We start from the raw sequence: 25,387 nt of genomic DNA on the forward strand, positions 1-25,387 counted from the left end.
TGGGTCCTCCGTGCGCTGGTCATTTGCGGGAAAAGTGGGTGACGAGGCGGTTGCCGCTCGCCTGGATGAGTTGAACGAAGACGATGAGGATCGCGACGCAGACCAGCATGATTTCGGTCTGGAACCGGTGGTAGCCGTAGCGGATCGCCAGATCCCCCAGCCCGCCGCCGCCGATGGCACCGGACATGGCCGTGTAATCGACAAGCACGATGGCCGTGACGGTGATGGCAGCGAGCAGGCTCGGAAGTGCCTCCGGCAGGACGGCACGGAAAATCGTCTGCGTTGTCGAGGCACCCATGGCGAGGCTCGCCTCGATGATGCCGCGATCCACCTCGCGCAAGGCCGTTTCGACCAGACGGGCAAAGAACGGCGCGGTGCCGACGACGAGCGGGAAGATGACGCCGCGAATCCCGAGCGAGGTGCCCGTCACGAGCACAGTCACCGGCATCAAGACGATGAGCAGGATGATGAAGGGCACCGAGCGGATGATGCTCAACACGAAGGACAGGCTGCCATAGGCGACCGGCGCCTGGAACAACTGCTGCCGGCCGGTCAGGAAGAGCAGAATGCCGAGCGGCAGACCGACGAGCACGGTGAGCAGCAGCGCACCCCCGACCATGGCCAGTGTCTGGGCGAGCGCTGCGCCGATATCGCCCCAGTAGAGGTTCTCAAACGACATGGCGCGGCCTCTCCTCGAGCTGCGGCAGGGGTATCCCGGCCTGCAATTCCACATCGACTCCGCTTGCTCTGAGCCCCGCGATCGCGCCCGCCACATCCCGCCCGCTGAGCGATACGGTGAACTGGGCATAGGGTGTCTCGCGGATATGGCCGACGCGGCCGGCGAGGATCGCGTAGTCGACGAGGTTTTCGCACGCGATACGGCCGAGGATCGGCTGATGCGCGGCGGCTCCGGTGAACGTGAGACGCACGGCGCGACCGCCGAGATCGGAAGCGGCAACCGCATCCAGCGAGCCGCCGTCCGGCTCGGCCTCGCGCACGAGGCGCAGCGTCGCGGCGTGGCGCGGATGCAGGAAGACGTCCGTCACAGGCCCCTCCTCCACCACGCGACCACGATCGAGCACGGCGACGCGGTCGCAGGTGCGACGAATGACGTCCATCTCGTGGGTGATGAGCACGATGGTGACGCCGAGATCGCGGTTGATCTGGCGCAGCAGATCGAGCACGGCGCCCGTCGTCTGCGGGTCGAGCGCGCTGGTCGCCTCATCGCAGAGCAGTACCTGCGGCTCCGAGGCAAGCGCCCTGGCAATGCCGACGCGCTGCTTTTGTCCGCCCGAGAGCTGGCGCGGGTATTTTTTCGCGTGTTCGGACAGGCCGACGCGGGCAAGCAATGCGGCCACCCGCTCGGCGATCTCGACCCTGCCGTACTGGCCGGTGAGCTCCAGCGGATAAGCAACGTTGCCGGCTACCGTGCGGGCGCTCAGCAGGTTGAAGTGCTGGAATACCATGCCGATCGATCGGCGCAGGTCCCGCAGCCGCTCTCCCTTCGCATCCGTCACCCGCTCGCCGGCCACGAAGACCTCGCCGCCGGTGGGACGCTCCAGCAGGTTGATCAGCCGCACCAACGTGGATTTTCCCGCGCCGGAGGAACCGATGATACCAAAGATCTCGCCCTTGGCGATGGTGAGGTCGATGCCGTCGAGTGCCACGACCGCGCCCTCCTTGCCGGCAAAGCTTTTGGTGATGCCTTCGAGCCGGATCATCGTGTCAGCCCGCGCTCGCGCCGATACGCCACTGATAGGGCGGCGGCGTGCCATTGACGGCGAAGTCGCCGATGATGCGGTGCTTATAGATGCGCGGATTGTGCGAGGCGAGCGTGCGCGCATTGCGCCAGTGACGGTCGAGGCCGGCTGGCTTCTTGGTTGCCGACGCGCCGAGCGCGTCGAACAGCAGGGTGGAGGCTTCCAGGATCAGGTCGGAGACGACCGTCTGGGCCTGCGCGGCTTCCAACTCGGCAATCGCGTTCGCCTTTTCCTCGGCATCGGCGTCGTCGATGAAATGCGCGTCGAAAGCCCGCTGCAGGCTGGCGGCCGCCTGAAGCGTGATAGCGGCTGCCGCATAGGCAGCGGCACGGATGCGGCCGACGACCTGCAAGACCTGCGGGTCTTCGCTGGAGCGGGCGGCAGCGGCATGCGTGTAGGTGCGACGGCGTTCGGCCACGGCCTTGGCGACATCGGCCGTGATCGCGCGGCCGATGCCGGCCAGCGTGGCGAGATGCACGAGCTGGTAGAAAGCGGCCGAATATTTGAAGCGCTCGTCATCGATGACGATATCCTGCGGCTCCACCGCGACATCGCGGAACGTGGTCGTGCCGCTGGCTGTCAGGATCTGGCCGAAACCGTCCCAATCATCGACGACATCGACGCCCTCGGCGTGACGGCGCACCGCAACCGAAATGCCCTCGCCTACCGCATTGGAGGCACCCACATCGATCCAGTCGGCAAAGAGCGAGCCCGTCGTGTAATATTTCGCGCCGTTGAGCACGAGCCTTCCGTCCTTCTCCGCAACATTGGTGGAGAAACGGTCAAGAGCAGCCCCGGAGCCGATCTCGCTCCAGGCGTTGCCGGTGATCTCGCCGCCGCCGATGCGGCCAAGCCAGAGACCACGACGCCCAGCATCCCTGGTATTGAGGATGTCCTCGGTGAAGCCGAAATGACCGCGCAGCGCCTGTGTAATGTTGGAATCGGCCGCGGAAAGCTCGATCAGCAGGTTGAAGAACTGCGGCAGGCTGGCGCCGCTGCCCCCGGCCTCCACCGGCAAGCGCACCGCGCCGAACCCGGCCTCCTTGAGGTGGCGGATCGCTTCATGCGGCAGACCGCGATTGAGGTCGCGTTCGGTAGCACTTGCCGCGATCTCCGCGAAAATCGGCCGGAACCGTGCAGCCAGTGTTTCATATCCCTCACCGGGGCCAGCGCCCCAGGCGTTTTCGATCTGCGTCATGCTACCCTGCTCTCGCTGTCGTGCCCGATGAAGCCGGCCACGTTTGGAATTGGCCCTGAGAGTAGCGGTCGCTCCATCGAAATACAGAAAATCTATCTTTTATATGTATTTTAAAGTGGAATGGCGTTTCTTTTTGTAGGTCGACCGCGAACGAGGAAGGGGCATCAAAAGACGAAAAACCCCGGCGCGAGGAGGAGCGCCGGGGCATTTGGCCGATCGGATATCGGGGCGTGGCATCAGGCCAGTGCGATGGCCCGTTCCAGATCGGCGATCAGGTCATCCGGGTGTTCAAGGCCGATGGAAAGGCGCACGTAGCCCGGTGTGACGCCCGTCGCGAGCTGATCTTCCAGCGATAGCTGCGAATGGGTGGTCGTCGAGGGGTGAATCGCCAGCGAGCGCGCATCGCCGATATTGGCGAGGTGGTAGAAGAGTTGCAGACTGTCGATGAAGCGGCGGCCGGCCTCGCGCCCGCCTTTCAGTTCGAAGCCGACCAGCGCACCGAAATAGCCGGGCTTGAAGTATTTGTCCGCCCGGGCCTTCGCCGTGCCCTCCTGGAACTTCGGGAAGATCACGCGCTCGACCTTGGCATGACCTTTCAGGAATTCCGCGACCTTCACCGCATTCTCGTTGTGCTGGCGCAGACGCAGCGGCAGGGTTTCGAGGCCCTGGATGAACTGGAAGGCATTTTGCGGGCTGATCGCCGCGCCGAGATCGCGCAGGAGCACGGCACGGGCTCGCAGGATATAGGGGTGGAAACCGATGGCCTCGGCCTTCTCGATCCAGGTCTTGCCCTGGTAGCTCGAATCCGGCTCGGTAAGGTTCGGCTGCCGCGCCGGGTTCTCCGTCCAGGGGAAAGTACCGCCATCAATGATGGCGCCGCCGATCGAGGTGCCGTGGCCACCGATATATTTCGTCGTGGAATAGACGACGACGGCCGCGCCATGTTCCAGCGGACGAATGATCAGCGGGGCCGCGGTGTTATCGACGATCAGCGGGATGCCGTGCCTGCGGCCGATGGCGGCGACTTCGGCGATCGGAAACAGTTCCAGTTTCGGGTTCGGCAGGGATTCGGCGTAGTAGGCGCGCGTGCGGTCGTCCGTCGCCTTTTCGAACGCTTCCGGATCGGACGCATCGACGAAGCGGGTTTCGATGCCAAAGCTTTTGAGCGTTGCCGCAAAAAGCGCCCAGGTGCCGCCATAGAGGCCGGCCGCGCTGACGATGTTATCACCCGCACGGGCAACGTTGAGGATGGCGAAGGCCGAGGCTGCCTGACCGGAGGAAAGCGCCAGTGCCGCCGCGCCGCCCTCCAGCTCCGCGAGACGCTGCTCGAAGGCATCCTGCGTGGGATTGGAAACGCGGGTGTAGAGGTGGCCGGGCGCTTCGAGCGCAAAGAGCTTGTCGGCGCCGTCGGTCCCGGGCAGCTGGAAAGAGGTCGTCTGGTAAATCGGCACGGCGACCGCGCCGCTCGCCGGATCGTAGCGGAAGCTGCCGCCGTGCAGCGCGATGGTTTCCGGATGTCGGCTCTTGAAGGTCGCCGTTCCCGCCGGGACCTGAACGATATCCTGCTCGGCGACCTCGGGGGCTTGATGGATCGTCATGACACTTCTCCTTCGATGAGCGCCCTCAGGCGCGCTGGGGACGGGCCGACAGAACGACGCCGGCGACGAGGATGGCCGCTGCGGCCCAGAAGGCTTCCGGCGCGTACCACCGGATGCCGTAGAGATGATCATCGGTGCAGAGCGCCTGGGCGAGCGCGCAGAGATCCGACGCCCCGGCGATGCAGGTCACCGCCTGGCCGACGGTGAGATAGTCGGCGTCGACGACCTTGCTGAAGATCAGCCACCACCAGCCGAGCGACAGCAGTGCGAAGCCCGCACCCACGACGGCCACGGCGTGGTGGGAAAAGCGCGAGCTAGACGTCATGGGAGATCCCCAGCTTCTCCAGCAACTGACTGCGAAGCGCGACGAGCCCGGCATCGTCGCGTCGGCGCGGATGCGGCTGGTCGACCCTGATTTCCGCGACGATGGAGGCCGGCCGATCCGACAGCACGATCACCCGGTCGGCAAGCAGCAGCGCTTCCTCGACATCATGCGTGACAAGCAGCGCGGTGAAGCCGGCACTCTTCCAGAGATCGAGCAGCTCGTTCTGCATGCGAAGCCGGGTGAGCGAGTCGAGCTTGCCGAAGGGTTCGTCGAGCAGGAGCAGCTTGGGATCGTTGACGAGCGCCCGGGCGAGCGCCGCGCGCTGCGCCATGCCGCCGGAAAGCTGGTGCGGATAGAAGTCCGCAAAACCTTCAAGCTTGACCAGCTTCAGCACCTCGTCGATGCGATAGCCCTTGGTGCCAAGCAGGCCGCGGGCTTCCAGCCCCGTTGCGATGTTGTCGCGCACCGTCCGCCAGGGAAACAGCGTGGCATCCTGGAAGACGAGGATACGATCCGGATTCGGCGCGGTGATCGGCCTGCCGTCCTCCAGAACCTTGCCGGTCGCCGCCGTTTCGAGGCCGGCGGCAAGGCGCAGCAGCGTGGACTTGCCGCAGCCGGAGGGACCGAGCAGGGCGACAAACTCACCCGGTGCGATCGTCAGGCTCACATTGTCGAGAACCTGCAGCGCCCCGCCGTCACGTTCGTAGAGATGGGAGACGCCTTCGACATCGAGCGCGATGCTGTCGACCGCCGCGGTTTCTGCAAGAGCGAGCGCCATCAGAGAATTCCCTTCTGCCAGCCGAGCAGGCGATCACGTGCCACGAAGAGCAGGCGCACAAGGCCGGCGCAGATCAGCGCCATGATGATCAGGGCGGCATAGACGTTGGCATAGGCCGAATAGGCCGTGTTGAACTGGAGATACCAGCCAAGGCCGAACTTGGCGCCGAGCATCTCGGCGACGACCAGAACCGCGAAGGAATAGTAGAGCCCCATGAAAATACCGACGAAGACGTTCGGCAGCGAGGCCGGGATCGCGACCTTGAAGATCAGGAAGCGATTGTCGGCGCCGAGCGTGCGGGCAACGTCGTAGAAGGAGCGGTTGACCTGGCTGACCCCTGCCGCCGTCAGGATCGCGACCGGAATGCCGGAGGCCAACGCCACGAGGAAGATCGAGGCATGGAAGGTCGATGGAAAAATGAAGAAGGTGCAGGGTATCCAGGCGCTTGCCGGAACCGGGCCGATCAGTTTCAGAAGCGGCATGCCCCAATAGGCAAAACGCTTCGACCAGCCGAGCGCCACACCGCCGGCAAAACCTACGAGGATGCCCGAAAAGAAACCCAGGCCCCAGAGCCGTCCGGTATAGGCGATGCAGATCAGCAGGCGGTCCCAATCAGTCAGATAGACATGCAGCAGGCCCTGCGGCGGCGAGAAGAACGGCTTTGGCAGCCAGCCGAGCTTGGCCGTCAACACTTCCCAGACGGCAAGCCACAGGCCGAGCACGATGAACCACGGCCCATAGTGCACGAGCGTACGGCCAAAGCCGCCGAGCCGGTGCACCGTCACGGACAGGGCGAGAAAAATCCCCGCGCCGGCGAGCATGATGATGGCAAAGAGCTCCGTTGCGCCCCAGCTGATGACATCGGGCAGACCGTAGCTCAGCGCCGCGGTCAAAAACCACGTGCCGGCGGCGAAAAGCCCATTGCGCCAGATGGTTGCGACCGGCAGAGCAAGAGATCGCTCTCCTGCCCTGCCATAGGTGTTTTCGACCGCGGCACTCATGGCATCACGCGAAGATGTCGATGGTGATGCGGTTGGCGATCTCCGCCGGATCGGTGCCCGCATCGATGACGCCGGTGAGCTTCAGATCCTCGTAGCCGATCTGCACTTCCTTCAAGAGATCCTTGCCAAACCAGTGATCGTGATAGGTGAAGGCGGCGAGAACTTCGGTGAGGTCCTCAAGCGACAGGCCGGGCTTCAGCGTGTCGAAATACCACTTGGCAACTTCGTCCGGGTGTTTGGCGGTGTACTGGTGGATTTCGAGATTGGCAGCGGCGACGCGCTTGATGGCGTCCTTGTTGGCTTCATAATAATCGCCGTTGACGCCGAGCACGCAGCAGACGCGGTCCTTGAACGTGCCGGTCTGGGTATCCGCCACACGGCGGAAACCATGTTTCTTCTCGTAGGAATAGGCCCAGGGGTCCATATGCGCGACGGCATCCGCCTCGCCCTTCAGAACACCCTCGGCGACGAGATCGAAGGGGAAGACCTTCCAGGTGACATCGGTTTCCGGGTTGAGGCCGGCCTTGGCGAGCGCGACCGAGAAGGCGACGCGCGAGGGCGACATGACGTCGAAGGTACCGATCGTCTTGCCCTTGAGGTCGGTCAGCGTCTTAATGTCGGAATCCGGCTGGACGAGGACGCTCTGGCAGCCGCCATGCGAACCGGCGAACAGACGCACATCGAAGCCCTGCTCGATCGGCTTCAGCCAATCATACAGCAGGCCCGGGCCGGCCTCGGCCTTGCGGGTGGCAAGCGCCTGGATGAGCGTCTGGCCGCTGGCGCCCTGATAGAACAGTTCCACATCCAGCCCGTGCTTGGCATAGATGCCCTTGGACAGGCCGAAGCCGACGGGCGAATGGCAGGCGGCCACTTCGGTCCATTCCAGCTTGATCGGAATGAGATTGCCGGCAATGGCGTAGCGCGTGGAACGCGCGCCGATCACGCCGGCCGTGGCGGCCACCGCCGTCACGCCAGCCGCCTTGATCAGGCCACGGCGCGAAAGGCCTCTGGAAAGAATGGATTCGGGTTGCTGGCTCATCTGTTGTCCCCTGACAAATTGATGCAGCTAGCCTATCGAGAAATTATATTGTTTATAGATTTTATAGATTATTTCCCTCGACATGTGGAGAATATTCTTTCATCGCCACGCGGTCGTTTGGATAGGCGTCCTCACGCAGGGGCTCACCCCGGCACCGGCAGGTCAGTCCGGCGCCGTTGACCCGCCACAACCATTGAACCATATTGCCGCGAAAGGAGACCTCCATGATTACAGGCTCTCAGTGCCGGGCAGCGCGAGCACTCGTCGAATACAGCCGGGAGCGCCTCGCAAAAGCCTCAGGTATCGATATCGAAACAATCGCAAGTTTCGAGCGCAAGCTCGCCAGGCCGGATGACCGGGTCATCGCGGTCCTGCAGGCGTCGCTCGAGACGGCAGGCGCCGTCTTCCTGCCTGACGGAGAGCATGGCGGCATCGGCATTCGCCTGAAATTCAATCGCTCCGAAACGCGGCGCATCGCCACCCTGGAAGGTGAAGGCGGCATCGTGGCGCAGGACGACGTTCCTTAAGCTGCCAACCATCAGCGCTCCGTTTTCCCATTGAAGGTTTCCGTTCTAACTCCGGCAGCACCCTGCCGGTTCAACCCGGTTTGACGGCGAGCGCAACCCAGCCACGCCTCCACCTGACCCGAAGACGCTGTCCTGAAAGCATGACGCGCACGCCGCTCTTCCTCGCCCTGCGAGGCGGCGTTGCAAGCATCCAGCCATCTGCAATCCGCAAATCGAAACAGGACGGTTCGGCGAGAAGCAATTTGCTTCGAACAGCATAAATTTGGACGCCGATTTCTTAAGTGCACTAATTTTATAGATAACATAGATATATCTTCCATCACTTGGCGAAACCGCCCTGCGACGGAAGCTCGGTTTTTTTTGAAAATGGGGACATTTCAATATGATGAAGCATAATACCTTCCGGCGGGCGATCCAGTCGGCCGCAGCCGCTGCCTTCCTCGCCACCACCATGCTTTCCGGTCTCGCCCATGCCGGCCCGACGCTCGACAAGATCAATCAGCGCGGCGCCATCAAGGTCGGCGTCGGCACGACGCCCGGCTTCTTCGCGCCCAGCAGCGACGGCAAGTGGCAGGGCTTCTTCGTCGATTTCGGCCGCGCGCTGTCCATCGCCGTCTTCAACACGCCCGACAAGGTGGAGTTCACCTCCTCCTCGCCGCAGCAACGCCTTCCCGCCCTCCAGAGCGGCGAGTTCGACATCCTGCTTTCGGGCGTGACGGTCACGGCAACCCGCGCCTTCAAGCTCGGCTTCCATTTCGGCCCGACGGTCTTCTATGACGGTCAGGGCATTCTGGTGCGCAAGGATCTCGGCGTGACCAAGGCCGCCGACCTCGACGGCGCGACCATCGGCGCACAGAGCGGCACGACGGGTGAATTGAACGTCGCCGACTTCTTCCGCAAGACCGGCAAGACCTTCACGCCCGTCACCATCGAGGATACCGGGCAGTTCATCGATGCGCTGGAATCCGGCCGCGTCGACGCGATCACGCAGGATTCGTCCGATCTCGTCGGCAAGCGCACCCAGCTGAAGAAGCCGGACGATTACGTCCTGCTGCCCGAGCGCCTCTCCAAGGAACCACTCGCACCAGCCATTGCCGGCGGCGACGACCGCTGGCTTGAGCTGGTAAACTGGACGGTGAACGCCACCATCCAGGCCGAAGAATGGGGCATCACCTCGGCGAATGTGGACCAGTTCCTGGAATCGGAAGATCCGGCCATCCAGCGCTTCCTCGGCGTCGATCCGTCCTTCGCCAAGGATATCGGGCTCGATCCGAAATGGGCCTACAACATCATCAAGACCGTCGGCAATTACGGCGAGATCTATGACCGCAACCTCAAGCCGCTCGGCTGGGACCGCGGCTATAACAGCCTGTGGACCGATGGCGGCCTGCTCTATTCGCCGCCGTTCCGTTGATGTCTGACAGGCGCGTGTTCCGCACCGCCATTGTGCCGGGTCCCCCACGACCCGGCACGTTTGGCAAGATCCGCGCCTGGTGGGGCGGCTGGCCGATCGGCCAGCTTGCCTTCCTGGCGGCACTTGCGTTCCTTGGCTGGCTGTTCGTCGCGAACGTGCTGGGAACCATGGCGCGCATCGGCATCCTGCCCGGCTTCGGCTTCCTCTCCAGCTCCGCCAATTTCGAGATCGGCGAAAGCGCCATCGCCTTTCGCGCGGGCGATACCTATCTGAGGGCCATCTCCGCCGGCCTTCTCAACACCCTCAAGGTCTCGCTGCTCGGCTGCGTGCTCGCCACCATTCTCGGCGTCTTCATCGGCGTTGCCGGCCTCTCGCGCAATCTGCTGCTGTCAGGCCTCGTGCGCTGGTTCATCGAGATTACCCGCAACACGCCGCTGCTGTTGCAGCTCTTCTTCTGGATGGCGCTCGCCAAGGCTTTGCCCGCGCCACGCCAGGCGCCTGCTTTGTTCGATGCGGTCTTTCTCACCAATCGCGGCGTCTATATCCCCTCCCTGTCGCTGGAAGGCGCGCCGTTCGGCGTGCTCGCGGCTTTTGCCCTTGCCGGCGCACTTGGCGGTGCGCTCCTCCTCGCACTTCGCCTTTCCGGGCGGCTGACACGTCGCACCGGTACCGCAGCGATCGTCCTGTCCGTCGCCGCAATCCTCCTGCTGCTCACGCTTTCCGGAGCCCGGCCCGTTGCACAGGCGCCCGCCCTTTCCGGCTTCAACATTCGCGGCGGGCTCAATCTCTCGCCGGAATTCGCCGCCCTTCTGATCGGCCTTGTGGTGAAGTTCTCCGCCCTCATCGCCGAGATCGTGCGCGCCGGCATCCAGTCGGTCGGCGCAGGTCAGTGGGAAGCCGCCCGCGCGCTCGGCCTACATGACGGCCAGATCATCCGCCTCGTCGTGCTGCCGCAGGCGCTGCGCGTTATAACACCGCTGACCACATCGAGTTATCTCGATCTCACCAAGGATTCGAGCCTCGCCGTCGCCATCGGCTTTCCCGATCTCGTCAGCATCATCAACACCACCGCCAACACAACCGGCCAGTCGATGGAAGCCCTGATCATCCTGATCGGCGCCTTCCTCACCATCAACCTCGCACTTTCCGCCCTCATGAATATCTACAACAACCGCGTCGCGCTCCGGGGCTCGAGCCGATGACGACAGCCTCCCCTCGCCTCGTCCAGACCCTGCGCACCGGCCTTTTCGGCACGCGCGCCAACACGCTGATCACGCTCGCAACGCTGGTGTTTCTGTCGCAGATCCTGCCACCGCTGTTCCGCTGGGCGGTGCTCGACGCCACTTTCGTCGGCGATGCGGCGGCCTGCACCCGCGAAGGTGCCTGCTGGGCCTTCGTGACCGCGAAGCTGCGCTTCATCCTCTTCGCCTTCTATCCGACCGAACTCATCTGGCGGCCGGCGCTGATCATCCTGCTCCTCGCCGCCATCCTCACGGCAAGCGCCCTGCCCCGTTTCTGGGGACGCTCCCTGCTCGTCGCATGGCCGCTCACCATCCTGGCTTGCTGGCTTCTGATGCAGGGCACGTTCACGTCGACGCCCATCGCCTCGAACCAATGGGGCGGCCTGCCGGTAACGCTTTTCGTCTGGGCGGTCTGTTTTGCCGCGGCGACGCCGATCGCCGTGCTGCTGGCGCTCGCCCGCCGTTCGACGCTCGGAGGCCTAAGAACCTTCTCGGTGCTCTATATCGAACTGATGCGCGGCACGCCGATGGTCGGCATCCTCTATGTCGCCATGCTGATCCTGCCCATGGCGCTGCCCGACGCGATCTCGCTCGACAAGATGCTGCGCGCCATCGTCATGATCACGCTGTTCTGGGCGGCCTATATAGCCGAAGTCATCCGCGCCGGGCTGCAGGCCATTCCCATCGGTCAGCGCGAAGCGGCCACCGCGCTTGGCCTCGGCTATTGGCGCACGCAACGGCTCGTCATCCTGCCGCAGGCCTTTCGCATCGTCATTCCCGGCATGGTGAACCTCGCCATCGGCTTCCTGCTCGCCACGTCGCTGCTCGCCGTCATCGGCATCTTCGACCTGCTCAACGCCGCGCGTGCATCGGCCGCCGATCCGCAATGGCTGGGCTTTTACAACGAGGCCTATCTCGTCGTCGCCGTCATCTACTTCGTGATCTGCTTCGGCGCGTCACGCTACAGCCGGTGGCTGGAGAAGCGGCTCGCAGCAGGGTCGAAACACGCGTGAGACGCGAAAAGAAGCACCATCGGTCGGCAACGAAAAATCCTAACATGCGCTGCAGGAAGAAATATAATTCCTTACTGAAACTATAGAATTTATTATTCTGCTATCGACCGGACGGGCCGAAACCTGTCCTCTGATCGACAGCCCGCACTGCAGGATGACATTCATGACCCAAACCGACCAGCCTCTCGATTTCCTCTGGTTCATTCCAAGCTCCGGCGATGGTTCCTATCTCGGTTCCGACGATCTCGCCCGCCCGGCAGATCCCGGTTACTTTCGCGAGATCGCGGTCGCCGTCGACCGGCTGGGCTATTCGGGCGTGCTGATTCCCGTGGGGGCGGCTTGCGAAGAATCCTTCGTGCTGGCCGCCGATCTTGCCGCCCGCACGGAGCGGTTGAAATTTCTCGTGGCGATCCGCCCCGGCACCGCCACGCCGGCGTACTACGCCCGCCTCGCCGCGACGCTCGATCGCGTTTCGAACGGCCGCCTGCTGCTCAACATCGTGGTGGGCGGCAGCGCGCAGGAGCTTGCCGGCGACGGCATCTTCCTGCCCCACGACGAACGGTATGATCATGCCTCGGAATTCTTCCAGGTGTTTAACGAGCTGATCGAAACCGGTCATTCCACGCTCGATGGCAAATATATCAAGGCCATCGACGCCAAGCTGGGACTGCCACCCGTGCAGCAGCCGCGCCCGCCGATCTATTTCGGCGGTTCCTCGGATGCGGCCATCGATTTCGCCGGCGGCCTCGTCGACAAGTACCTGACCTGGGGCGAGCCACCGGCGCAGGTGGCCGAAAAGATCGCCCATGCCCGCAAGGCCGCCGCTGCCAGAGGCCGGCAAGCCTCCTTCGGCATCCGCCTGCACTTCATCGTGCGCGAGACGGACGACGAGGCGTGGGAAGCGGCCGACCGGCTGATCTCGAAGCTTTCCGACGAGGCCATCGCCTCGGCGCAGGAAGTGCTGACGAAGAATTCCGATTCCGTCGGCCAGGCGCGCATGGTGGCGCTGCACAACGGCCGGCGCGACAAGCTCGAAGTTTCGCCGAACCTCTGGGCCGGCATCGGCCTGGTGCGCTCCGGCGCCGGTACGGCATTGGTCGGCTCGCCGGAAACCGTTGCCGCGCGCCTTCGCGAATACCAGGCGCTGGGCATCGACACCGTCATCGCATCGGGCTACCCGCATCTCGAGGAAGCCTACCGGGTCTCCGAGCTGCTCTTCCCAGCACTCGGTCTGCCCGGCCCGCGAGGCCAGCTCCGCTCCTCCTTCGGCGCCCATCAGGTCTTCGGCGGCGGCGGCCATGGCGGCAACGTCAAACTCACCTCGGCGTCCTGACGCCACGTTCTCCTGGCCGTGAAAATCGGCAAAACCGCTCGCGCTGCAGATCGGCGCGGGCGGTTTTTTCGTTGGAGGATTTCTTTAGCGCCCCTCCCGGCCCGCCGATGTTGCGTTAAGGTGGCTCCGCCGGAAGGGGAGATTCACGCATGCACACTCGAAATTCAGTCGCCGCGTCAAGAGTTGAAGGGAGTGCGGCGTGACCGTCACAGATTTCGCGACCCGAACCTACGACCACAACTTCCGGCTCGATCCGATCGTGCGCAGCCTGCTCGATACGGATTTCTACAAGCTCCTGATGCTCCAGATGATCCGGCAGCTCCATCCGGAGGTGAATGCGACCTTTTCCCTGATCAACCGCACAAGGACCGTTCGGCTCGGCGAAATCATCGACGAGGGGGAACTGCGCGCCCAGCTCGACCATGCCCGCAGCTTGCGCTTCACCAAGAAGGAGCTGATCTGGCTCGCCGGCAACAGCTTTTACGGCAGGGCTCGGATGTTCGGGCCGGAATTCATCGCCTGGCTTTCCGCCTTCCAGCTGCCCGACTACGAACTGCGCAGAGCCGACGGCCAGTACGAGCTGCATTTCGACGGGCCGTGGACACAAACGATGATGTGGGAAATCCCGGCGCTCACCATCATAAACGAGCTGAAATCCCGCGCCGCCATGCGCGACAAGGGCCGCTTCGCGCTCGATGTGCTCTACGCCCGCGCCAAGGCCCATCTCTGGGAGAAGGTGGAGCGTCTGCGCCTCCTGCCCGATCTTGTCATTTCGGACTTCGGCACACGCCGCCGTCATAGTTTCCTGTGGCAACGCTGGTGCGTGGAGGCGCTGAAGGAAGGGCTCGGCGACCGTTTCATCGGCACCTCCAACGTGCTGCTCGCCATGGATGCCGATCTCGAAGCGATCGGCACCAATGCGCACGAGCTGCCGATGGTCGCCGCGGCACTCGCTGAGGACGACGCGGCCCTTGCGCATGCCCCCTACCAGGTGCTGGAGGAATGGCGCCAGCACTATAACGGCAACCTACTCATCGCCCTGCCCGATGCTTTCGGCACCACGGCTTTCCTCGCCCAGGCGCCGGACTGGGTAGCGGACTGGACCGGTTTCCGCCCGGACAGCGCGCCGCCGATCGAAGGCGGCGAACAGATCATCCGCTGGTGGAAGGAAAAAGGCCGCGATCCCCGCGAAAAGCTGCTGATCTTCTCCGACGGCATGGATGTCGACACGATCGAGGACACCTATCGGCATTTTCACGGCCGCGTGCGCATGAGCTTCGGCTGGGGCACCAACCTCACCAACGATTTCCGCGGCTGCGACCCGGATGGCGGCAACGGCCTCGACCCGATCTCGCTGGTCTGCAAGGTGACGAGCGCCAACGGTCGCCCGGCGGTGAAGCTCTCGGACAACCCGCTGAAGGCAACGGGCGACCCTGCCGAAATCGCGCGTTACCGCCGCGTCTTCGGCACCGATGTGCAGGAGGCGCGCCCGGTGCAGGTCTAGGATCGGGAGGCGGCAGCCGGCCCCTCGCCTGCCGCGGCAATCGTCGAGAGCGCCGAGCGGATCGCCGAGGGCGACGAGGCTTTCGCCAGAGCGCAGGTGGGCGTCGAAAGCGACCCGACCCGGATCGACTGTCCGCCGCGGGCATTGGCGAGCGCGAACATGGTCTCATCGGTCAGGTCGTCGCCAATGGCGATGGGCATACGGCCGGCGAAGGCCGGTTGCTCCAGATAGGTTGCAACGGCATCGCCCTTGTCGGCGCGCGCAGGGCGGATTTCGAACACCATCTTGCCCGGCTGCAAAACCCAGTCCGGTCCCGCTTCTTCGGCGAAGCTCCGCATGATGCCTTCGAGCGCCGAATCGAAGGCTGGCGCCAACCGGTAGTGCGCGGCCACGGCAGCCCCCTTGTCCTCGATCAGCACGCCCTCCATCCACGTCGTTTGCTCGATCAGGCGCTGCTTGAGAGAAACGAAGGCCGGCGTGGCCGCGGCAACGACCGTCTGCCCGTCGAACCCCCGGAATTCCGCGCCATGCAATCCGGCGATCGGGAAGCGGCAGGGCGTAAAAAGAGCGTCGGCATAGGACAGGCTGCGCCCGGTCACCAGCGCAAGCGCCCCCTTGAGACGGTGGGCGACGGCCTGCAGATCGCCGGGAAGGGAAAGCGGCACCTGGATGGCATCAGGCGTCGCGGCAAGGTCCAGAAGCGTGCCGTCGATATCGAGAAACAGCGCCCAGCGGTCCGGCTCGTCGATCAGACGGCGCACCAGATGGCGGGTGGCCGCATCTGTCGGCCGCAGTTTTTCAAGCTCGTCCATGGCCTTGCAAGTAGATCACAACGCCCGGCCGGCAAGGGCCCGCAGGAACAAGTTTTCTCGCGCCGCATTGTGCCCTTCGCCACGCAATCGCAGCAAGGGAGCAGCAATGGGCAACCAGAAGGCACGGCGGAACACAGACAACGACGCCCCCGTCATCCACGGAGCCGAAGACCTGCCGATGGTCACGGTGTCCAGCTACAATCTCGAACTGCGCAACAGGCAGGGCTTCATCGGCGATCGCGCCAACAAGGCTGCCTTTCGCGAGACGCTCGATGCATGGCGGATGCGCATCCGTAAGGGCGGCGACGATCCGCTCGGCGAGGTCCCGACCGATACCCTGTCCAAAAAGGAAATCGACGCGCTGCTGAAGGACGGGGAGACGGAAGCAGCGGCTCTCGTGCGCGCCGCCGTGGATGATTTCGCAGCCGAACTCGCCGACGTCCTGATGCGCTATTTAAGGGAGGATGCGTGGAAAGGAACGGAACGCATCGCCGTCGGCGGCGGTTTCAAGGACAGCAAGACTGGCCTGATGGCGATTGCCCGCGCCCAGTTGCTACTGAAAGCGGAAGGGGTAAAGGTCCGGTTGTCACCGATCGCCCACCATCCGGACGAAGCAGGTCTCATCGGCGCCGTCCATCTCATTCCCGCCTGGATGCTGAAGGGACACGATGCGATCCTGGCCGTGGATATCGGCGGCACGAACATCCGCGCCGGCGTCGTCAAGCTGAACCTCGACGACGCCGAGGATTTCAGCAAGGCCAATGTGTGGAAATCTGAACTCTGGCGTCATGCAGACGACGAGCCCAAGCGCACGGCCACGATCGAATATCTCGTCCGCATGATCGAGACGCTCATCGGCAAGGCGAAGAAGGCGAAGCTGGCGCTTGCCCCCGTCATCGGCATCGGCTGCCCCGGCATCATCGCCGCCGACGGGTCGATTGCGCGCGGGGGCCAGAACCTGCCGGGCGGCAACTGGGAAAGCACCCATTTCAACCTGCCGGAGGCACTGCGCACGGAAATACCCGATATCGGCGGCCAGCCGACCTTCGTGATCATGCACAACGACGCGGTGGTGCAGGGTCTCTCGGAAGTGCCGCGCATGACCGACATCAAGACATGGGCCGCCGTGACGATCGGCACGGGCCTTGGCAATGTCAGCTTCGTCAACAAGATCGACAAAAAGAGCAGGACGAAATGAAAAAGCCGCCCGGAGGCGGCTTCTTCCATCAGTTCAGGGTGGACCATTCCCGGCGCACCGTATCCGCATCCTTGTTCAGATGCACATGGGCGTCGACGTGATCAACCCAGTCGAGCGGGATGAGGTGGTGTTTGCCATCTTCGGAATCGGTCCGGGTCAGCTTGATGCGGCTCGTGCCTTCCATATGGTCGACAGTGCCGACATGACCGCCATCGGCGGCGCGCACTTCCATATGTTCGCGGATTTCATTTGCAGCGACCATTGTCGTTCTCCTTTGTTGAACTTGCCGCTGGAGAACGTCGAAACCCGCCCACGGTTCCGGCCAATGTGTTCGGCATCGGGCACGAGGATCTCAGGCCACGTCACCAGCCCCCTGCCTATGGCGGGCCTCTGCTGTTGCCCTCTTAGGATTGCCGGCTCGACCGCCTGGCATGGTGCGCGCAGCACCGGGAAGCCGCTGAAATTCGCGTTCAGAAGGAAGCGTTCCGCGCGCCTCAGCCGGGAACAGCCAGGGATAGACGCTCACGATCACGATGCCCGTCAGGACACCCGCCGCCCCGATGGCGAATTCCCGCGTCAGCGGCTCGCCCAGAAGCACGACGCCCAGGAGAACACCGAACACCGGCGTCATGAACGAAAAGACGCCGAGCTGCGACGCCCGATATTTCGTCAGTAGCCAGAACCATGTCAGGAAACTGAGGAAGGAGACGGCGAGCGCCTGGAAGGCAAGGTTCAAGAGCAGCGCCTGCGAAGGGATGAAGGCTGCGTCGCCCGAAAGCACGGCGGCCCCGGTCAGGAGGGGAAAGGCGGTCGCAAGCTGGTAGAACAGGACATGCGTGGCCGGAGCCGCACTCAAGCGCGTCGTCCGGATCAGAACCGTCGTCAATCCCCAGGCCGCGCCGCCAATCAGCGCCAGTCCGTCGCCCCAGAGCACGTCACCGAGGTCGCCCGCCACCTGATGGCTATCCTGGGGCGCGAGAAAGGCAAAGACGATCCCCAGCGCGGCCACGGCGATCCCGCCCCATTGCATGGCCGAGAGGCGCTCGGCAGGCAGTTTCCAATGCAGGCCGAGCGCGGCGAATATCGGCGCCGTGTAAAGGAAGACCACGACATGCGAGGCGGAGGTGTGCTTGAGCGCCTCGCCGACCAGGAAGAACTCGAAGGCGAACAGGAAACCTGCACAAACACCGAGCACCACGGTTTTTCCCCACAGATCCACCTTCTGCCCTCTGATGCGGACCAACACGAACACGCAGAGCGCGGCAAGGCCGGATCGCAGGCCGATCTGAAGCACGGGCGCGGCAAACACGCTCGTGGATTTCAAGCCGATCTGCTGAAACGCCCAGATAAGGCAGATACCCACCATGAGGCCTACGGCCGTTATGTCGACGGATTTGCGGCTGTCCAAGATCGTAGCTCCGGTTTCGCAAGCCGCAATAGCATTTGGCATGAAAGGCGGATATAATGACTTCATGACAGTCGGTATCGAAATCCTGACAGGCGCGCCGGGCATCGCGCATTTCCGCGACGTGCCTTTTCGCGATGCCCTGCCCTATCCCTTGTATTTCCGCTCGGCGCAGATGCCGCAAAACGCGACCTATCCACGCCACAGCCATCCCTGGGGCGAGTTCGTCTACTCCTACAGCGGCATGATGGAAGTCAGCCTTGCCGACGCGCACTTTCTGGCGCCGCCGCACTATGCCGTCTGGCTACCGCCCGACATAGAACATCGGGGCCTGAACCGCCACGCCGCTGTCCATTGCTCGCTTTATGTCGATCCTTCGCTCTGCGGTAACCTTCCGCAGGAAACGACGGCGCTCGAGGTCAGCCCGTTGTTGCGCGCGATGCTGGAGCATCTGCGCGAGAACGCCGAACGAGACCACGGTGCGGTCGAACATCTGCGTTTCCTCCAGGTCGTCGTCGATCTCGTCACGGCGGCGCCGAATGTCGGCACCTACCTGCCCTGGTCGGTCGATCCGCTGCTTGAACCGATGCTTGTCCACCTGCGGGAAAATCCCGCCGACAATCTTTCGCTTGCCGAACACGCGCGCCGCGCCGCGACCGCGGAACGTACGCTGATCCGCCGATGCCTGCGTGATCTCGGCATGCCTTTCGCCGAATGGAAACAGCGGCTTCGGGTTGTCAAGGCCATGCCGATGCTCGAGGCGAACGATACGGTCGAAAGCATCGCCATTGCCCTGGGATACAGAAACGCGTCGTCATTCATCGCCATGTTCAAACGCATGACCGGCACGACTCCCGACGACTACCGGGCTTCGGCGCGCTGAATGCCGGGAGTGTTGACCGCGGAAACCGACCGCAACACGAGCCGATCGCACTCCAGAATTCCACACGCCTCCCGAAGTGATATGCATAGCTATCGGTGACGTGGATCACCCGCACCACAACCGGTCGCGCCCTTCTGCGGCTTGGAGAACGGAACCCTTGAGCAGCCAGACCGAACAGCCGAAGCCGGTAATCAGCAGAGCGACACGACTTACACTCCTGTGCCGTGGCGCAACCCTGGCCAACCGGCAATCGCGCCTCTCCTCCGACGATCCCCTGCTGCCCGGAGAGCAGGCGCGGTTGCGCGCGCTTGCGCTGCAACTTCGTCCGTTCTTTCCGGTGTTTTGCGCGCCCGAGCGTGCGGCAGCCGAAACGGCGGCTGTCTTTTCCGGCGACGCGGCATCGTGCCCGGCGCTTCGGGATCTCGATTATGGCCGATGGGCCAACCGAACGATCACGGACATCGCGCAGCAATCCCCGGACGACCTGCAGGATTGGAGGACAGACCCGGCATCCTCCCCACATGGCGGCGAGCCCTTTCTGGCAGCGCAGGCGCGGGCGTCGGTCTGGCTGGAGAGCCTTCATTCGACCGGCGGAAACACGCTGGCCGTGACGCATGCCATCGTCCTGAAGCTTCTTTTCCTGCACGTGATCGACGCGCCGCTCACCTCGCTCTGGCGTATCGACGTCGAACCACTCGCTATGCTGACGCTGACCAGCGACGGCAGGCGCTGGGCGCTTCGCAGCTTCGGAACACAGCTCGCGGCGGGATCGCCACCCGGCGAGGAACCCCTTGGCTAGTCATTCCAAACCGAAAGATGGCTATCATGGTGATGCCGTCCGCCTGGAGGAATGAACGCCGCATCTGCCGTGACCCGTTGGACGCTGGCAGTCCCATCGTCGCACCGTCACGGTCCGGCCCAAGCCGCAAACGAAGCTCCATCGAAGATTGCCGCCGGATACCGCAAAAACCGCAAAACAAAAGGGACCGGTTTCCCGATCCCTTTCGCATGGTGCATGTCGCGTCGATTACTGACCGAGCGCGAAGGTCACGTTGACGACGACGGAATAGCTGTTTTCGCCCGTGGCAAGCGGCACGGCGCCGCCTTCGGCAGCGAAGTCCTTGGCCATGGCGCGCATCATCGGCATGGGCTCGGCCCGGTAGCTGGTTTCCGAAATTTCCAGGACGCGGCCGAGACCGACGCCTGCGGCGTCCGTCAGTTCCTTCGCCTTTGCGATGGCATTCTCGACCGCATTTCGACGGGCGGCGCTGATGACCGTTTCCGGCTTGTCATTGGTGAAACGGATACCGCCACCCTGGTTGGCGCCGAGCGTCACGGCCTTGTCCATGATTTCGCCGAGCTTGGAGAGGTCGCGCACGCGTAGCGTCACCGTATTGGTGACCTGGAAGCCGGTCAGCACCGGCGGCGGGTTTTCGCCGTTTGAACTCTGCGGAAACGTGTACTGCGGGTTGATCATGAAGCCGGAGGTCTGCAGATCGCGCCCTTCGATGCCGATTTCCCGCAGCGCGGCGAGAATTTCGGCCATGGCCTTGTTGTTGGCGTCGAGCGCTTCGCGGGCGGTCTTCGCATCCTTGACGACACCGAGGTCGATCAGCGCCATGTCCGGAGCGACGACAGCCGAGCCTTCGCCGGTCACGACGACTGTTGCGGCGCGCGGCTTTGCAGCCTCCTCAGCCTTCGCGGACAGCGGCAGCGCCGCGGCGAGAGCAAGCGAAAGCGCAAGAAGGCTGGCGCCGGTGCGGCGGCCGAGGATTCCGTGGACCATGTTGGAAAATCTCCTGATAGTTGTGTCCCTTGCGCCGTTCTTCGCTTGTCATTGTGTAGAGAATGCGGCGGCGCTTGTGAGGAAAGCCGATTTCGTCTAGACGATCTTCAACCGTCGGCCGCCATTGACCGACGGCCCCGGCAAAACCGCCGGGCCGGGCCTGTAGCTCAATGGTTAGAGCCGGCGGCTCATAACCGCTTGGTTGGGGGTTCGAGTCCCTCCGGGCCCACCATTCCCCGTCATCCAACATAGTCCAGCTTGGATGATGGGATGCGAGATAATCGCGGTTTTTCAATAGGTTTCAGCGTTTATTTGTCCAAAGCGTGTTGCCGGCGAACGGTGACATCCGGCAAAATTGTTGGACGTTTCGTTGGTGTTATTCTCTGCTTGCCGCAAAATGCCGAACGTTGCCGTTGACCGATGTCTTTTTGCCGGGATGTCAATCCGGCCGATAAGCCGCGAAAAATCATCAATGGGGGACAGCCTTTCCCTGCGTATCGAAACGCGCGGGCGTTGACCTTCAGTGACCTCGATGCCGGACACGCTCGGCAAGTGAGCGGCGACGACACTCCCCGCGTCAGAAATGGACGCTGACGACCTCCGGGTCGTTCGATACCGCTTCGGATCAAAATCCTATGCCGGCAGTCTTGAGGGAGCGCGCGATGACGATCGGAAGCGGGGCGGAAACGCAGGTCAACACCTATACGATGAACGACCAGATGTATCCACAGACCACGGCGCTGGCCGACGGTGGATGGGTCGTCACCTGGGCGTCTTACGAGCAGGACGGCTCCAATTTCGGTGTCTACCAGCATGCCTTTGATGCCGACGGAACGAAGCGAGGCGTCGAAACCCGGGTCAGTACCCATACGGCGAGCGAGCAGAGCAACCCGCAGGTCGCAGCCTTGTCGGGCGGCGGATGGGTCGTCACGTGGCGGTCCTACGAGCAGGACGGCTCCGGTTATGGGGTCTATCAACAGGCTTTCGACGCAGACGGAACGAAGCTTGGCGACGAAAAGCAGGTCAACACCCATGCGACGAGCGACCAGAACAGTCCGCAAATCACGGCTCTGTCAGGTGGCGGGTGGGTCGTCACGTGGATATCCGACGGGCAGGATGGATGGGGGGCGGGTGTCTACCAGCAGGCGTACGACGCCGATGGAATGACGAGCGGCGGCGAATCACGGGTCAACACCGTCACGGATGACTACCAGTACGTTCAGAAGCTCACGGCGCTGTCGGACGGCGGATGGGTCGCCACGTGGTGGTCATGGGGCCAGGACGGATCCAACTGGGGTGTCTACCAGCAGGCCTTCAACGCCGACGGAACGAAGCGTGGCGTCGAAACGCAGGTCAATACGCACACAGGGCACGATCAGGCCTACCAGGAGATCGCGGCGCTGCCGGACGGCGGATGGGTGACCATTTGGGCGTCCGACGATCAGGACGGATCCGGCATGGGTATCTACCAGCAGGTCTTCAATGTCGACGGAACGCGGCGCGGCGATCCCGTCGAAACTCTGGTCAATACCCATACGACGCACGACCAGCAAGGTCCGCAGATCGCTGTGCTGGCGGACGGCGGCTGGGTCGTCACCTGGCACTCCTACGGACAGGACGGCTCCGGCTGGGGCATCCACCAGCAAGCCTTCGACGCCGACGGAACGAAACGCGGGGTCGAAACGCAGGTCAACACCTATGCGACGAATGAACAGTCCGCTCCGCAGATCACGGCACTGTCGGATGGCGGTTGGGTCGTTACGTGGCATTCCTGGGAACAGGACGGTTCCGAAACCGGCGTCTACCAGCAGGCCTTCGAGGCCGACGGAACGAAACACGGCGACGAAACACAGGTCAACACCTATACGACCGGCAGCCAGTACATCCCGCAGGTCACGGCGGTGGCGGACGGCGGATGGGTCGTCACATGGATATCCGCAGGCCAGGACGGCTCCGGCTACGGCATCTATCAACGCACCTTCTGGCGCAACGACGCACCGACGCTGAACAATGATATCGACGCGCAAACCGCGCACAAGCTGCAACCACTCAACTTCACCTTCGATGCCAACACGTTCACCGATCCCGACCAGCTCGACAGCCTGACCTACCAGGCGACGCTGGACAACGGCGACCCGCTGCCTTCATGGCTGTCTTTCGACGAAACAACCCGCACATTCACCGGTACGCCGACGCTCGCCAACACCGGCGTCATCACGGTGCGCGTGACCGCCACGGATATCAGTGGAGAGACCGTCTCCACCACCTTCGTGCTCAACGTGGAAAACAGGGCGCCGATCCTGCCGGTCAACACCACCGTCTCGACGTTCGAGAACGCGAAGACGGCGATCGACGTCCTGTCGGGTGCCCAAGACCTCGACGGCGACACGCTGACCGTAACAGCCGCCTCGGTGCTCTCCGGCTTCGGCTCGGTCTCCATCGACGGCAGCGGCCGCCTGCTCTACGATCCCACAACTGCGGCGAACCAGAACATCGCGGCCGGCGAAACCCGCAGCGTCGTGCTCCGCTACACCGTTTCCGACGGGGATGGCGGCACGAAGACGGCCAATGTGACGGTCACGGTAAAGGGTATCTCTCCCGACATTTTCAAGGGAACCTCAGGCCACGACACCCTGAACGGCAGCCTCCACGGCGATCTCCTTTACGGCTATGAAGGCAGGGACACGCTCGACGGCAAGGCGGGCGCCGACCAGATGCGCGGTGGCGACGGCGATGACACCTATCTGGTCGATAACACCGGCGACGTTATCGTGGAACTGACGGGCGAAGGCACGGATCTTGTAAAAGCCTCGGTCAGCTACACGCTTTCCAGCAATGTCGAAAACCTGACGCTGACAGGTTCATCAACGCTCAGCGGCACGGGCAACACGCTCGCCAACGTCCTCGTCGGCAACGATGGGAATAATGTGCTGGACGGCAAATCCGGTGCGGATCGTATGATCGGCGGCAAGGGCAACGACACCTATGTGATAGACAACGTCGCCGACGCGGTGGTGGAAAGCGCGAGCGCCGGCACGGATCTGGTTAAAGCCTCGGCAAGCTACACGCTTGCCAGCAATGTCGAGAACCTGACGCTGACAGGAGCCGGAAAGATCAATGCAACCGGCAACACACTCGCCAACACCCTCACCGGCAACGACGCGAATAACATTCTCGACGGAAAGACCGGTGCGGACCGGATGATCGGCGGCAAAGGCAACGATATCTACCGTATCGACAACCTCGGCGATGTCGTGGTGGAGGGGACCGGCGCCGGGACCGATCTCGTGCAATCCTCGATCAGCTATACACTCGGGGGCAATGTCGAAAACCTGACGCTCATCGGCACGGCCAGGCTCACCGCTTCCGGCAACAGTCTCGCCAATGTCCTGACCGGCAACGACGCCAACAACATTCTCGACGGCAAGACCGGTGCGGATCGCATGATCGGCGGCAAAGGCAACGACACATACATCGTCGATAATGCCGGCGATGCCATCACGGAAGGAGCCTGCGCGGGAACCGACCTTGTGCAATCCTCCGTCAGCTATACGCTCGCATCGAATATCGAGAAGCTGACGCTGACCGGCTCGGCGAAAATCGGCGGCTTCGGAAACAGTCTTTCCAACACCATCATCGGCAACAATGCCAACAACATCCTCGAAGGCAAAGGAGGGACCGACACCCTTGTGGGCGGCGGCGGCGATGACAGGCTGATCGGCGGAGGGGACGGCACGCGCGACAATCTCTACGGCGGTACGGGCGCGGATATCTTCGTGTTCCTGCCGGCACAGGGAAAAAAGGTCATCTCCGCCGAAGATCGCGATACCATCTTCGATTTCTCCCAGAGCCAGGGCGACAAGATGGACCTGAAGGGCATGGACGCCGATACGAAGACAAGCGCCGACGATGCCTTCCGTTTTCTGGGAACCGACCGGTTCCACAAGACGGCCGGCGAGTTGCGCTACGAAATCAGGAACGGCGAAGCTTATGTCTCTGGCGACACGGATGGCGACGGCTTTGCAAACTTCTCGATCAAGATCGCCCTCAACCTTGCCTTGAAGGGAACCGACTTCATTCTGTAACAAGCCTATCCGGCAAACGAGAATTTGACCGGGCCAGCAACGCCCGACTTGGGCGCCGGGATGCGAGATACTCGCGAATATTCAATGGTTTTCAAAGCCTCATCGATCCAAGAGGTTTCTGGCGCGGTGGCACCAGCCGGATGCCTGCGGCTTCGCAACCTTGGCGCACCGTGCACCACGGCCGGCGTCGCGCATGCCCGCTTCCTTCCGTGTCAAAAATGGACGCAGACACCCTGAAGGCATTTCGGTAACGCTCCCGAAGAACGAGGGGTTTGCTCAAGCAGCACGCCCAAGGATTTTGGCCGCCCTGCCCTTTCAGCGCCTTCGCGCGGCAGAGTGGCGCGATGGGAGATTGCGACCGCTCTGCGCTTGCGCCCTTTTGGAACGCCGTGTCGGCGGCACCGAATGGGGAGCGGCGTGCCGCGGTTTCTCTTGTGCATTCCAGGAACGCGCTGCTGCGAATTCCTGTCTTTCAAACGCTTGTTAT

Annotated in this window: 22 protein-coding genes and 1 tRNA gene; 11 read left to right on the plus strand and 12 right to left on the minus strand. The window is 63.2% G+C overall.

The features are described from left to right. Window positions 1-19 precede the first annotated feature (19 nt). The 8 genes from MUU55_RS04430 to MUU55_RS04465 form a co-directional block, all read right to left on the minus strand. Complete coding sequence (locus tag MUU55_RS04430; protein WP_244759540.1) at window positions 20-679, minus strand: methionine ABC transporter permease; 660 nt, start codon at window positions 677-679, stop codon at window positions 20-22. After that, complete coding sequence (locus tag MUU55_RS04435) at window positions 669-1,721, minus strand: methionine ABC transporter ATP-binding protein (protein ID WP_244759541.1); 1,053 nt, start codon at window positions 1,719-1,721, stop codon at window positions 669-671. The genes MUU55_RS04430 and MUU55_RS04435 overlap by 11 nt, the downstream gene beginning before the upstream one ends. Before the next feature lie 4 nt (window positions 1,722-1,725). Beyond that, window positions 1,726-2,958 (minus strand): acyl-CoA dehydrogenase family protein, encoded by a 1,233-nt coding sequence (locus MUU55_RS04440; RefSeq protein ID WP_244759542.1) that lies wholly within the window; start codon window positions 2,956-2,958, stop codon window positions 1,726-1,728. 236 nt (window positions 2,959-3,194) lie between these two features. Beyond that, window positions 3,195-4,556, minus strand: a complete 1,362-nt coding sequence (locus MUU55_RS04445) for an O-acetylhomoserine aminocarboxypropyltransferase/cysteine synthase family protein (RefSeq protein WP_244759543.1) — start codon at window positions 4,554-4,556, stop codon at window positions 3,195-3,197. 25 nt (window positions 4,557-4,581) lie between these two features. Further along, window positions 4,582-4,881, minus strand: a complete 300-nt coding sequence (locus MUU55_RS04450) for a hypothetical protein (RefSeq protein WP_244759544.1) — start codon at window positions 4,879-4,881, stop codon at window positions 4,582-4,584. After that, window positions 4,871-5,659, minus strand: a complete 789-nt coding sequence (locus tag MUU55_RS04455; RefSeq protein ID WP_244759545.1) for an ABC transporter ATP-binding protein — start codon at window positions 5,657-5,659, stop codon at window positions 4,871-4,873. Before MUU55_RS04455 ends, MUU55_RS04450 begins: the two co-directional genes overlap by 11 nt. Further along, window positions 5,659-6,660, minus strand: a complete 1,002-nt coding sequence (locus tag MUU55_RS04460) for an ABC transporter permease (RefSeq protein ID WP_244759546.1) — start codon at window positions 6,658-6,660, stop codon at window positions 5,659-5,661. The genes MUU55_RS04455 and MUU55_RS04460 overlap by 1 nt, the downstream gene beginning before the upstream one ends. Before the next feature lie 4 nt (window positions 6,661-6,664). After that, window positions 6,665-7,699 (minus strand): ABC transporter substrate-binding protein, encoded by a 1,035-nt coding sequence (locus tag MUU55_RS04465; protein WP_244759547.1) that lies wholly within the window; start codon window positions 7,697-7,699, stop codon window positions 6,665-6,667. A gap of 224 nt (window positions 7,700-7,923) precedes the next feature. Here MUU55_RS04465 and MUU55_RS04470 point away from each other — a divergent pair, with 224 nt between their 5' ends. The 6 genes from MUU55_RS04470 to pncB all read left to right on the plus strand — a co-directional run bounded on the left by MUU55_RS04470 (window position 7,924) and on the right by pncB (window position 14,731). After that, window positions 7,924-8,226: a helix-turn-helix domain-containing protein gene (locus MUU55_RS04470; protein ID WP_244759548.1), complete on the plus strand. Its 303-nt coding sequence runs from the start codon at window positions 7,924-7,926 to the stop codon at window positions 8,224-8,226. A 451-nt stretch (window positions 8,227-8,677) separates the two neighbouring features. Beyond that, on the plus strand, window positions 8,678-9,640 hold the full coding sequence (locus MUU55_RS04475) for an amino acid ABC transporter substrate-binding protein (RefSeq protein ID WP_425314148.1): 963 nt from the start codon (window positions 8,678-8,680) through the stop codon (window positions 9,638-9,640). After that, window positions 9,640-10,842, plus strand: a complete 1,203-nt coding sequence (locus tag MUU55_RS04480; RefSeq protein ID WP_244759550.1) for an amino acid ABC transporter permease — start codon at window positions 9,640-9,642, stop codon at window positions 10,840-10,842. The genes MUU55_RS04475 and MUU55_RS04480 overlap by 1 nt, the downstream gene beginning before the upstream one ends. Continuing rightward, a complete protein-coding gene (locus MUU55_RS04485; RefSeq protein ID WP_244759551.1) occupies window positions 10,839-11,894 on the plus strand; it encodes an amino acid ABC transporter permease in 1,056 nt (351 codons plus the stop codon). Before MUU55_RS04480 ends, MUU55_RS04485 begins: the two co-directional genes overlap by 4 nt. A 163-nt stretch (window positions 11,895-12,057) precedes the next feature. Further along, window positions 12,058-13,227: an FMNH2-dependent alkanesulfonate monooxygenase gene (gene ssuD, locus MUU55_RS04490; RefSeq protein ID WP_244759552.1), complete on the plus strand. Its 1,170-nt coding sequence runs from the start codon at window positions 12,058-12,060 to the stop codon at window positions 13,225-13,227. 199 nt (window positions 13,228-13,426) lie between these two features. Continuing rightward, window positions 13,427-14,731, plus strand: a complete 1,305-nt coding sequence (gene pncB, locus MUU55_RS04495) for a nicotinate phosphoribosyltransferase (RefSeq protein WP_244759553.1) — start codon at window positions 13,427-13,429, stop codon at window positions 14,729-14,731. Here the strand turns inward: pncB and otsB are convergent. Further along, window positions 14,728-15,543 carry a trehalose-phosphatase gene (gene otsB, locus MUU55_RS04500; protein WP_244759554.1) on the minus strand — a complete coding sequence of 272 codons (816 nt, stop codon included), beginning with the start codon at window positions 15,541-15,543 and terminating at the stop codon, window positions 14,728-14,730. The two genes, pncB and otsB, sit on opposite strands and share 4 nt — an antisense overlap. Window positions 15,544-15,649: 106 nt before the next feature. Between otsB and MUU55_RS04505 the strand changes: the two genes are divergently transcribed. Continuing rightward, on the plus strand, window positions 15,650-16,741 hold the full coding sequence (locus MUU55_RS04505) for an ROK family protein (RefSeq protein WP_244759555.1): 1,092 nt from the start codon (window positions 15,650-15,652) through the stop codon (window positions 16,739-16,741). A 28-nt stretch (window positions 16,742-16,769) separates the two neighbouring features. On the opposite strand, the gene MUU55_RS04510 is transcribed toward MUU55_RS04505, so the two are convergent. Beyond that, window positions 16,770-17,003 (minus strand): DUF2171 domain-containing protein, encoded by a 234-nt coding sequence (locus MUU55_RS04510; protein ID WP_244759556.1) that lies wholly within the window; start codon window positions 17,001-17,003, stop codon window positions 16,770-16,772. Between the two features lie 90 nt (window positions 17,004-17,093). After that, entirely contained in the window at window positions 17,094-18,149 is a 1,056-nt protein-coding gene (locus MUU55_RS04515) for a DMT family transporter (RefSeq protein WP_244759557.1), read from the minus strand. Window positions 18,150-18,213: 64 nt separating this feature from the next. Here MUU55_RS04515 and MUU55_RS04520 point away from each other — a divergent pair, with 64 nt between their 5' ends. Together MUU55_RS04520 and MUU55_RS04525 are read left to right on the plus strand one after the other, a co-directional pair. Continuing rightward, a complete protein-coding gene (locus MUU55_RS04520; RefSeq protein ID WP_244759558.1) occupies window positions 18,214-19,029 on the plus strand; it encodes an AraC family transcriptional regulator in 816 nt (271 codons plus the stop codon). 157 nt (window positions 19,030-19,186) lie between these two features. Continuing rightward, window positions 19,187-19,828, plus strand: a complete 642-nt coding sequence (locus MUU55_RS04525; protein WP_244759559.1) for a histidine phosphatase family protein — start codon at window positions 19,187-19,189, stop codon at window positions 19,826-19,828. Window positions 19,829-20,056: 228 nt separating this feature from the next. On the opposite strand, the gene MUU55_RS04530 is transcribed toward MUU55_RS04525, so the two are convergent. After that, on the minus strand, window positions 20,057-20,815 hold the full coding sequence (locus MUU55_RS04530; RefSeq protein ID WP_244759560.1) for an SIMPL domain-containing protein: 759 nt from the start codon (window positions 20,813-20,815) through the stop codon (window positions 20,057-20,059). A gap of 156 nt (window positions 20,816-20,971) precedes the next feature. On the opposite strand from MUU55_RS04530, the gene MUU55_RS04535 reads away from it, so the two are divergent. Then, window positions 20,972-21,047 (plus strand) — tRNA-Ile (locus tag MUU55_RS04535). A gap of 430 nt (window positions 21,048-21,477) precedes the next feature. Further along, on the plus strand, window positions 21,478-24,900 hold the full coding sequence (locus MUU55_RS04540; protein WP_244759561.1) for a putative Ig domain-containing protein: 3,423 nt from the start codon (window positions 21,478-21,480) through the stop codon (window positions 24,898-24,900). Window positions 24,901-25,387 lie beyond the last annotated feature (487 nt).

The organism is Shinella curvata, from assembly GCF_022899935.1.
GTDB classification, from domain to species: Bacteria; Pseudomonadota; Alphaproteobacteria; order Rhizobiales; family Rhizobiaceae; genus Shinella; species Shinella curvata.

Excerpts from the sequence above, each read along its gene's own strand:
- MUU55_RS04485 (WP_244759551.1), top strand. The coding sequence starts at position 10,839 with ATGACGACAGCCTCCCCTCGCCTCGTCCAGACCCTGCGCACCGGCCTT.
- MUU55_RS04455 (WP_244759545.1), bottom strand. The coding sequence starts at position 5,659 with ATGGCGCTCGCTCTTGCAGAAACCGCGGCGGTCGACAGCATCGCGCTC.
- MUU55_RS04470 (WP_244759548.1), top strand. The coding sequence starts at position 7,924 with ATGATTACAGGCTCTCAGTGCCGGGCAGCGCGAGCACTCGTCGAATAC.
- MUU55_RS04480 (WP_244759550.1), top strand. The coding sequence starts at position 9,640 with ATGTCTGACAGGCGCGTGTTCCGCACCGCCATTGTGCCGGGTCCCCCA.
- MUU55_RS04540 (WP_244759561.1), top strand. The coding sequence starts at position 21,478 with ATGACGATCGGAAGCGGGGCGGAAACGCAGGTCAACACCTATACGATG.
- MUU55_RS04435 (WP_244759541.1), bottom strand. The coding sequence starts at position 1,721 with ATGATCCGGCTCGAAGGCATCACCAAAAGCTTTGCCGGCAAGGAGGGC.
- MUU55_RS04520 (WP_244759558.1), top strand. The coding sequence starts at position 18,214 with ATGACAGTCGGTATCGAAATCCTGACAGGCGCGCCGGGCATCGCGCAT.
- MUU55_RS04465 (WP_244759547.1), bottom strand. The coding sequence starts at position 7,699 with ATGAGCCAGCAACCCGAATCCATTCTTTCCAGAGGCCTTTCGCGCCGT.
- ssuD (WP_244759552.1), top strand. The coding sequence starts at position 12,058 with ATGACCCAAACCGACCAGCCTCTCGATTTCCTCTGGTTCATTCCAAGC.
- MUU55_RS04450 (WP_244759544.1), bottom strand. The coding sequence starts at position 4,881 with ATGACGTCTAGCTCGCGCTTTTCCCACCACGCCGTGGCCGTCGTGGGT.
- MUU55_RS04475 (WP_425314148.1), top strand. The coding sequence starts at position 8,678 with ATGCTTTCCGGTCTCGCCCATGCCGGCCCGACGCTCGACAAGATCAAT.
- MUU55_RS04440 (WP_244759542.1), bottom strand. The coding sequence starts at position 2,958 with ATGACGCAGATCGAAAACGCCTGGGGCGCTGGCCCCGGTGAGGGATAT.
- MUU55_RS04445 (WP_244759543.1), bottom strand. The coding sequence starts at position 4,556 with ATGACGATCCATCAAGCCCCCGAGGTCGCCGAGCAGGATATCGTTCAG.
- otsB (WP_244759554.1), bottom strand. The coding sequence starts at position 15,543 with ATGGACGAGCTTGAAAAACTGCGGCCGACAGATGCGGCCACCCGCCAT.
- MUU55_RS04530 (WP_244759560.1), bottom strand. The coding sequence starts at position 20,815 with ATGGTCCACGGAATCCTCGGCCGCCGCACCGGCGCCAGCCTTCTTGCG.
- MUU55_RS04430 (WP_244759540.1), bottom strand. The coding sequence starts at position 679 with ATGTCGTTTGAGAACCTCTACTGGGGCGATATCGGCGCAGCGCTCGCC.
- MUU55_RS04510 (WP_244759556.1), bottom strand. The coding sequence starts at position 17,003 with ATGGTCGCTGCAAATGAAATCCGCGAACATATGGAAGTGCGCGCCGCC.
- MUU55_RS04505 (WP_244759555.1), top strand. The coding sequence starts at position 15,650 with ATGGGCAACCAGAAGGCACGGCGGAACACAGACAACGACGCCCCCGTC.
- MUU55_RS04460 (WP_244759546.1), bottom strand. The coding sequence starts at position 6,660 with ATGAGTGCCGCGGTCGAAAACACCTATGGCAGGGCAGGAGAGCGATCT.